The sequence below is a fragment of the Pedobacter sp. 01N416 genome (assembly GCF_056399685.1).
The window spans coordinates 1-9,593 of sequence record NZ_JBFTRT010000468.1; the positions used below are offsets into that span (position 1 = coordinate 1).

The following is a 9,593-nucleotide window of genomic DNA, read 5'->3' on the forward strand; positions in this document are numbered from 1 at the left end:
GGTAAAAAGAGAGATTGAATACAATATAGATTTGTCATCCTGAGCTTGTCGAAGGACTTGTTTAATGGTGTTTCGACAGGCTCAACATGACAGAATCTGAAGAGAAATTGTCTTTATAATACAAGCACTTTTTTTAAGATGCTAAGCAATCAATTTATTTCTTCTTTCCATCAGCAGGTTATCCTGCCAAACGCCTTTTGCCTTTCCTATTTTTTCGCGATAGCCCACTACCCTGAACCCCGCTTTTTCATAGATTTTCAATATGGCCGAATTTTGCAAAAATATCCCGGCCTGAAGCATCCAAATACCTTTATTTTCACTCTCTTTAACAAGTGCGTCTAACAGTAAAGAGCCTATTCCCTGGCCTTTATAGCCATGTTTAACATACACTTCTGTCTCACCTACCCTACCAACATCATAATTCGCCGACACTGGCAAAAGCGCGCTCCAACCTATAATTCCTTTACCTTTACAGGCCACAAACCTACAAGCCTTAAGGTGTGACGAATCCCAGTTTTCCCAGGAAATATCAGGGGTCCTAAAACTCGCAGTACCAGTATCGATTCCTTCCTGATAAATGGCACTAACCTCACCCCAGTCTGCTGCACGCATTATTCTTATCATAGTTTTAATCAATTTTGGCCAATATCAGCCTATGAAATCTAACAGTTTATGTTTGTTGCACGAAATTAGCCAAACATGCACCTTATAGCACATAATACAGAAGCAAGTTTGTCCTGTATTATAAATCAACACAACTATACAATAAAAAGTACCTTAAGAGTGCCTTTCTGTAACAGAAACGTTAAGCTGAAGTTTTTTCTTGATCGAGGGTTTTCGAATATTCAACAGGACTCATTCCTACCAGTTTTTTAAAGGAGCTATAAAAAGCACTCCGTGAAGAAAAACCTGCGCTGTAAGCGAGTGCCTCTAGCGTAAAGTTCTGCATGATATCAGGGTTCCGGATGCTTCCTTTAATCCAATTTACACGATATTGATTGATATAATCAATAAAGCTCTTATTGAAATAGCTGTTTAAGACAATAGAAAGTTTATGACTGCTTAAACCAATCTCTTTAGAAAGAGATTGAAGCCTGACATCTTTATGCCTGAATGATTGATGTTTATTGATATGCAATTCTAATTTTTGTCCCCACTCTTCCAATTCCTTATTTTTATCTTTCCCTGAAAAATTTTTCTTGATGGATAAAAGTGTTGAAGCTTTAACATTTAGCAGCGAGGCAACCAGCTCTAATGGATAACCCGACCCATGAAGACCTGATATGGAACTAACAAAATCATTTTCAACTGAAATGTAGGTTGTTATTTTTTGCTTGTTGTGCGTAGTACAACCCATTAAGGCCCCTTTAACGATAAAATATATGTATTCACACACTTCATTCTCATTAAAAAGTATCTGGTCTTTGCTTATTCTTAGCTGCAGGAGGTGCTTTTCGAACTCCTCAGTCAATTTACTATCTATTGGATGAACAGCGCCCATGATATTCAGGACATGACTGACATCTTCACTAGCTGGCCGAGTATATTGCAAATATTTTGACACCATAAACAGTTAATAACGTTAGCATTTGACACCCAAAGTTACCTTACTCTGGTACCAAATAAATATCATATAATTTAGCACATAAATTCAGTGTTTAATTGTTCTCCTTGCATTTAAACAGTTTACTAATATATCGGCAAAGGTTGCAATACCAACCCTTCAGGGCAATATCTGATCACTTATAAAGGAACACAAGCGCTAAAGTATGAAAGCTAAGGAAACTTAAGGATGAAGGATAATTTGTCTTATATATTTTACAGTAATAAAAATATTTGACAGATTGATTAAAAATAATGAATGGTTATAACAAAAAAAGCCTCTAATGAGGCTTTTTTTGTTATAATATTTAGATCGCTTAAGCTTTGTTTTTAGTTTCCTGAACTTCTAAACGGATGGCCTGAGCTAAATTTTTCAAATCCTGCATACCTTTACGTATACGGGTTCCAGCTGCGCTGTTACCTTTATTATAAAATTTGTCTGCATCAGCTTCTAAAGCCGCCACTAAACTTTTTACTTCTTCGAATTTTTTCATTTTTAATTACTCCTATGGTTCTTTAAGGTTTTAGTTTTAATTATCTTACTCTAATTTAAAGGGTTTGGTGAAATAAAAAAATTTTTAGAACAATAAAAAACAGCCCTCTACGCCATTTTTTTCCACATTCTATTCTTTTATAAACATATTCTCCACAAAAGAATTACATCAAGTAACTGAAATACAGATTTTTACAGAAACAATTTCAACAAAAAAGCCCTTTAAACGCATTTAAAGGGCTTTGTAAAATTTATATAGACCTTAAACGGTAGCGAAAAGATTCTCTTTATAATATCCGTTTTCTAATTTTTCAGCTACTTCACTAAAAGCATCTAAAGTACGTTGTACATCTTCTAGTGTATGAACAGCTGTAGGAATTAAACGGAGTTCGATCATACCTTTTGGAATTACCGGATAAACAACGATTGAGCAAAAGATGCTATAGTTCTCGCGTAAATCGTAAGTAATTGCAGTAGCATCAGAAAGTTCGCCTTTTAAGAAAACCGGTGTAACTACCGAATCGGTAACACCTAAATCGAATCCGCGCTCACGTAATCCTTTTTGCAGGGTCATTGCAATTTCCCAAAGTTTATCCTTCAGCTCAGGTTGRCTTTTTAGCAACTCTAAGCGTTTTAACAAACCGATTACCATTGGCATTGGTAATGCCTTGGCAAAAGTCTGAGAACGCATGTTATACCTTAAAAAATTAGTGATCTGTTCTGTTGAAGCAACAAAAGCACCAATACCTGCCATAGATTTGGCGAAGGTTCCAAAATAAACATCGATTCCATCAATACAGTCTTGTGCTTCGTGTGTACCTGCACCGGTTTTACCCATTGTACCGAAACCATGTGCATCATCAACCAGGATACGGAAGTTGAAATCTTTTTTAAGATCAACAATTTCCTTCAATTTATACCAAATTTTGCCGCAGCTTCTTCATCTGCCTTTCTAACTTCCGGGTGATTGGCTAAGCCTAAGTAGTTGTTTAAACTCCAAACCAAATGCTCTTTTCCACGAAACTGCATGTGAGGTGCAATTTCTCCCTCTAATTTTGGAAATGAGAAATACCCATGAGACCATTTCTGGTGTTGCCCTAGTGGCCCCATGTGCTTTGCTATCTTATCAAATATATCCAATGTATTATGTGTTTTTTATAATAAAATTTTGCGAATTTAAGCTTTATTCGTCTTAAAATCAACCTAATGATCTTTTAGGTGTTAATTAAGATTTTTAACACTCCAATTTTATGCCAAAAAAGCCCCGATTTTACTTCGGGGCTTTAAAATTATATTTGGTTTGTTTTAATCAACGTTATCGTGCAAGAAAGAATTGTTAGGTCTGATCTCAGTACCACCATCCTGATCGTTGCTTAAAGTAAACCTACTCACCTGCGATTCAGAAGAATGCTGAACTTGTTGCAACTGCATTTGCTTGCGTTTATAAGCAGGTTCGTTTTCCAGTTCCTGTAAACCATTGGTAGTACGCAATTTCATGCTTAAATCTTTTAAACGTAAAATACGTTCTTTAGATTTTTTCAATTGCTCTTCCATCGATTCATCACTTTTGTCATCATCTAAACCTACAACCGGCATTTCAATTTCCGGCTCAGGCATTGGCGGCATTTGGGCAGCCGGTGTTTCGAACACAAAATTAGTTTCAGCTAATTTTACCTCAAACTCAAAGCCGGTTTCCTGTGCTTCTTCTACCTGAGGTTCTTCTTCCATCAAGGTATGGCGAACCACATTATTTTCTGGCTCCTGAACTTTTTGAGGTTCCGATTTATTGAACATACCACCAAAAAGATCTGCCTGCGAAACTTCTTCCTTCRTTTTTAAAACAGGCTCGTAAGATGGCGTTGTTTTAGGCTGAATGAAAGAGTTTACTGGTTCAACGGGACGAACTAGCGGCGCTTCTTCAGGTGTTAAAAGTGATATTTTCTTTTTATTTTTTTCTTCGTTTACGCGTTCTTCTGATGTTTGGAAACCTGTAGCAATAATGGTTACTGAAAGTTTATCGCTTAAAGATTCGTCGGTACAGTTACCCCAGATCAAATCAGCCGATAAACCAGCTTTTTCCTGAATGTAATCGGTAATGATCGAAACTTCATCCATGGTTACTTCGCGCAGACCAGAACTAATATTCAATAAAATATAACGGGCACCTTCGATTTCATTATCCTTTAACAATGGAGAAGCCAAAGCGCCTTCTACGGCCTGTAACGCACGGTCTTCGCCCTCAGCGGCAAAACTACCCATAATGGCTACGCCACTATCTTTCATTACAGTACGCACATCCTTAAAATCCACGTTGATATAACCTGGAACTGTGATGATCTCTGCAATACCTTTTGCAGCCGTGGTTAAAATATCGTCGGCCTGGCCAAAGGCAGAGCCTAAGGTTAAGTTTCCGAAGATTTCACGCAGGCGATCGTTAGAGATAACTAAGTAAGAATCTACGTATTTTTTCAACTCTTCCATTCCTTCATCTGCCTGCAGTCTACGTCTTTTTCCTTCGAAAGAAAATGGTGTAGTAATGATGGCAACAGTTAAAATATCAAGTTCTTTAGCTGCTTTCGCAATGATTGGAGAAGCTCCTGTTCCGGTACCACCACCCATTCCTGCTGTAATAAAAAGCATTTTGGTCGTACTACCTAACATGGCCTTAATATCATCTATATTCTCTATAGCTGAGTTTTTACCAACCTCAGGAATAGAACCAGCCCCCATCCCTTCGGTTAAGCTAGCACCTAATTGTACCTTGTTAGGTATTGGGCTAGATTCCAAAGCCTGGGCATCTGTATTACAAATAATAAAATCCACACCAGTAATACCAGACAGGTACATATGGTTCACTGCGTTGCCGCCACCGCCTCCAACACCAATTACCTTGATGATTGAAGACTTATCTTTTAACATTTCGAACTGCATATCTTTATGAATCAGTTGTTTAAAAATTTTTAAATTCTGTTCATTACTCAATGTAATATTAACACTTTTTCAACAGACGTTTTCCACAACTGTTGATAATGTGGAAAACTCATCTTTTGTGGAAAAATAATTAACTTTTTAAGTAATCTTCATCGCTTACATTCATGTCATCCTGAATGAAAGTTCTTGTTTTTGCCAGTAATTTATCAAACAAACCTGGTCCGCGTTTCTCTTTTTCTTTGGCTGTTTTTGGTTTTTCTACAAAAACGCCAGGCTGTTTCATTTCTTCAATTAACTCTTCTGCTTTTTGGATTCCTTTGATCAGCAAACCTACACTGGTTGCATACATCGGGCTTTTCAGATCATCATAAATGGTTTTAGGCATATCTTCATATTTAGATAAATGCTCGTTCGGGTAACCAATACGACAATCTAAACCGGTTACATATTCAACTGCCTGAGATAAGTGTTTTAATAAAGCACCACCACCGGTAATTACAATACCACCGATCAGTTTTTTCTCATATCCTGAAGATTTGATCTCGTAATATACGTGCTCAATAATTTCTTCCATACGCGCCTGAATGACGTAAGCCAGGTTTTTAACCGAAATTTCTTTTGGTTCGCGGCCACGTAAGCCAGGAACACAAATAATTTCGTTTTCTTTATTTTCTTCAGCCAATGCCGTGGCTCAAGAATTAAATCCTGAGTTTGCAGACCTGCATTGTTTACACATTTGATGATATTTTTTACAGCCGTAACCTGACCAGAAATGATATGAAAGTTAGCTTCAAGGCGAACCCCTGCCATACCGATCGGATCTTTGATTCCCGGCTCGTTATCGATGGTAAATTCCTGTGGCAATACATGGATGATTTCCTCACCCGGCGGCATTACCAGTTTAAACATATCATCAATCAGCTTATCGATATCTTTTTTACCGATTTCGTTGTTTAATTCTCTTCTTGTTAAAATTCCTCTGTGCTGTAAGCTCTTAATGTGCTGACCAGCAATACCCACATTTACCACCTGTATCTCTACATTGGATTGTCCGCTTGCTACTTCAACTGCTTGAGCAATACCCTGCACGGTTTTTTGAATGTTAGAAACCACTCCACGTGTCACACCCGCCGATTCTGCCTTGCCTATTCCTAAGATTTCTATCTTACCGTGTTGTGTTCTACGACCAACGATAACACAAATTTTTGTAGTACCGATATCCAATCCTACTACGATGGGCGACTGACTGGTAAATTTTGCCTTGTCCATATTCGTTAATTTTGCTGAGTTTTATACTGTTTTTCCAATGCCCTGATTTCTTTCTCTCTTGCTTCTTTCTCTTTCTTCAGTTGGGCCTCAGATTTTGCCGGCTTTGGCTGTGTTGTTACCGTTTGCTTCGGTTTTTCTTTTTTATCCGCTGGCTTTGTTTCCTTCGGTTTGGCGGCCTGCGCAACCGCTGGCTTTTTTACTTCTGTTTTAACTGGTACTGTTTTTTTAGGCGCCTCCTTTTTCACTTCCGCTTTTTTAGGCTCGGGCTTTTTTGGCGCTTCTCTTTTAGGCGTCTCCTTTTCGGCTTCATCTGCCTCTGGCCGGTCATCCATCGCCGCCACAATTGTGCTGTTGATCAGTGAATCGGTTACGTTTCGTTGTATCCTCAAACTATCGGCTGCAGAAATTGTTTTTGCTTTTTTCCCTAATTCTGTCGAATCTCTTTTTTCGCAAACAATCTGGTTGGTATATTTAATATTGATGGTTTTATAAGTATCCCAACCTACCTGCGGCATTGCTTTTTTATAGAACAGCAACAGGTTCTTCATTTTCTTTTCAAGCGAATCGGCATTACCCAAAACAATACGTTGATTACCTACCCTTGGGATCAGTTCGATGTCGTTTTTCTGATCAACCACAATCTGTTCGATCTGAGCATCCCAAAGGGTATCTTGCTTAATATACTGCGCAGTTTTATATAAATCTCTTGCCAATTGCGTATGCAGGGTATCAACTCTGCTTCCAAAAACCTCTGTAATATGCCCTGTAGCCACAAGCACATTGGCCGTGAAGTTTGATGAAATAGGCATTTTCAGTCCATCATTATCAATGTAAAAATCCTGCCCGTTCTCGTTCAATATGCGCAGAATAGGCTGACGTTGTTTTACTTCAATATGCAGTACCCCATCCATATCTACATATACTTTAGCAAAACCGATGTAAGGGTTAGACTGTAGTTTTTTCTCGATCTTATGAATATTGATATTCTCGAGATTACGACCTAAAAGAATACCTTGATCTTCTTTTAAAATGGCATCAATTTCTTCCCGCTCAATAAAGTTATCAGCTCCGGGAATCAGGATCTTAACATCGGYACATTTAACTGTCTGTTTCTTCACATTGATAAAACTCAAAAGCACCACCACCCCTGCCAAGCTGATCAGCCAGGCAAAGCCAGTAAAAATTGCGCTCCAGTTTATCCGTTTAAGCATTGTTTAAAGTATTTTTAAGGGGTTCGATAAYCGTGTCGATATCTCCCGCACCTACTGTTAAAATTAATTCAGGTTTTGTGTCCTTAACATGCTGAACCACAAAATCTTTTCCACATATTTTTTTATCTACCAAAGTGATTTTATCCAATAAAAACTGTGCATTTATCCCTTCAAGCGGCAATTCTCTTGCGGGATAAATCTCCAACAGCATCAGTTCATCAGCCGTGCTTAAAACTTTTGCGAATTCATCAGCAAAATCCCTTGTCCGTGTAAAGAGGTGCGGTTGAAAAATCACCGTTAGCTTTTTATCTGGATACAACTGTCTTACCGCATCAAAACAAGCCCTCAGTTCTTCAGGATGATGTGCATAATCATCAATATAAATCTGATTGCCATTATTCACAATATATTCGAAGCGGCGTTTAACACCCTTAAAATTGGCAACCGCTTGTTTTACTTTTTCTGCATCGATACCCAATTGCAGCGCAATGGCAATGGCAACCGTTGTATTTTCGACATTGTGCTTACCGGGAAGCATTAAACTAATGTCTTTGATACTTTGTGTACTATCGGCATAATCGAACACAAATTTCGACCCTTCTACCCTTAAATTTTCTGCCTTTGCAGTTGCCGTTGAACTTGCCGCATAACTGGTGCTTTTTTCAAGTGGCAATCCTTCGTGCGCATAGAGCACACCTTCGGCTTTAAGCTGACCGGCAAACAACCTGAACGATTCTTCGAGATGGCTCTTGTCACCGTAAATATCCAGGTGATCTGCATCCATAGAAGTAACCACGGCTACATCCGGGTGCAAGGTTAGGAAAGAACGGTCGTATTCATCGGCCTCTACCACTACAACGTTGTTCTTACCGAAAAGCACATTACTGTTATAGTTACTGGTTATCCCACCTAAAAAAGCGGTACAATCGTAGCCAGTATCTTTTAAAATATGCGCAACTATAGATGATGTTGTGGTTTTGCCATGTGTACCCGCAACTGCGATACAGAACATTCCTTTACTGATGATCCCTAAAACCTCAGAACGTTTTTTAAGTGCAAAACCTTTATTTATAAAATGGTTTAAAATTTTAGCATCTTTTGGAATCGCTGGAGTGTAAACCACAAGGGTATCATCATGATCATCCAAAAATGCACAGGGCAGTGAAGAGGCTTCATCAAGATACGTAATGAGAATGCCTTCCTGCTCTAAGGTTTCAGTCAGCTTAGTCCTGGTTTTATCATAACCACAAACTACCTGTCCGCGTTTAGCAAAATAACGGGCAAGCGCACTCATGCCGATACCACCGATACCTACAAAGAAAACCCTATTTATTTTACTTAGTTCCATTTTATTTTAAGCTAAAAGTGGAAAGACCAAAGCTTAAAGCTTGCCTTTCTATTGTTTTATTTTTATTTTCTATCGCATTAAGATTGTGCTTCATACCTTGTAATGACAATCTGTCTCTTCTTTGGTCTTTCTACTTTAGTCTTTCCGCTTTATTAGTTTCAGTACTTCGTTCGCTATAATTTCGTCTGCCGCTGGCAATGCCATTTCACCTATGTTTTCTGAAAGTTTTTCACACTGTTCTTTGTTATTTAATAACGCCAGTGCTTCTTTAACCAAAGTATCTTCTGCAGAGCGGTCGTTAATTAATATTGCTGCTCCATTTTTAACCAGGGCCATCGCATTTTTGGTTTGATGGTCTTCTGCAACGTTTGGCGAAGGCACTAATATCACTGGCTTTTTAATCAAACAAAGTTCTGCTATGGTTCCGGCTCCTGCCCGGCTCACAATTACATCTGCTGCTGCATAAGCGAGGTCCATTTTATTTAAAAACTCAAGAATGCGAACATTGGGATGATATGTTAAACCCAATCTTTCAATAATCCCTTTGTAGTAATATTTACCTGTTTGCCAGATCACCTGCACATCTTGAGCAAGGATATCGGGTAAATGTTTTTCAATCGCTTTATTCAGTGTGCCTGCGCCTAAACTTCCACCGGTAACCATAATGGTCTTTTTCAATGGATCGAGCTTTAACAGTTCGGCACCCTGAAAATGTTTTCCTTTAATATCAACTACTTCC

7 protein-coding genes and 2 pseudogenes are annotated in these 9,593 nt (G+C 38.4%); all 9 read right to left on the bottom strand.

Translation table 11 applies throughout. The annotated features are described in order from the left end of the window. Window positions 1-141 precede the first annotated feature (141 nt). A complete protein-coding gene (locus AC1DND_RS21580) occupies window positions 142-624 on the bottom strand; it encodes an N-acetyltransferase family protein (RefSeq protein WP_477584682.1) in 483 nt (160 codons plus the stop codon). A gap of 181 nt (window positions 625-805) precedes the next feature. Next, complete coding sequence (locus AC1DND_RS21585; RefSeq protein ID WP_477584683.1) at window positions 806-1,552, bottom strand: helix-turn-helix domain-containing protein; 747 nt, start codon at window positions 1,550-1,552, stop codon at window positions 806-808. 367 nt (window positions 1,553-1,919) lie between these two features. Continuing rightward, on the bottom strand, window positions 1,920-2,096 hold the full coding sequence (locus tag AC1DND_RS21590; RefSeq protein ID WP_029278061.1) for a hypothetical protein: 177 nt from the start codon (window positions 2,094-2,096) through the stop codon (window positions 1,920-1,922). 261 nt (window positions 2,097-2,357) lie between these two features. Continuing rightward, window positions 2,358-3,235, bottom strand: a pseudogene (locus AC1DND_RS21595) (aminotransferase class I/II-fold pyridoxal phosphate-dependent enzyme). A gap of 165 nt (window positions 3,236-3,400) precedes the next feature. After that, complete coding sequence (gene ftsZ, locus AC1DND_RS21600) at window positions 3,401-5,026, bottom strand: cell division protein FtsZ (protein WP_477584687.1); 1,626 nt, start codon at window positions 5,024-5,026, stop codon at window positions 3,401-3,403. Window positions 5,027-5,156: 130 nt separating this feature from the next. Continuing rightward, window positions 5,157-6,295 (bottom strand): annotated as a pseudogene (ftsA, locus tag AC1DND_RS21605) (cell division protein FtsA). A gap of 5 nt (window positions 6,296-6,300) precedes the next feature. Further along, window positions 6,301-7,506 carry a cell division protein FtsQ/DivIB gene (locus AC1DND_RS21610; RefSeq protein ID WP_477584684.1) on the bottom strand — a complete coding sequence of 402 codons (1,206 nt, stop codon included), beginning with the start codon at window positions 7,504-7,506 and terminating at the stop codon, window positions 6,301-6,303. Next, entirely contained in the window at window positions 7,499-8,854 is a 1,356-nt protein-coding gene (gene murC / locus AC1DND_RS21615; protein WP_477584685.1) for a UDP-N-acetylmuramate--L-alanine ligase, read from the bottom strand. The genes AC1DND_RS21610 and murC overlap by 8 nt, the downstream gene beginning before the upstream one ends. Before the next feature lie 135 nt (window positions 8,855-8,989). Beyond that, the coding region (locus AC1DND_RS21620; protein ID WP_477584686.1) for a UDP-N-acetylglucosamine--N-acetylmuramyl-(pentapeptide) pyrophosphoryl-undecaprenol N-acetylglucosamine transferase at window positions 8,990-9,593 on the bottom strand (604 nt) is incomplete at its 5' end.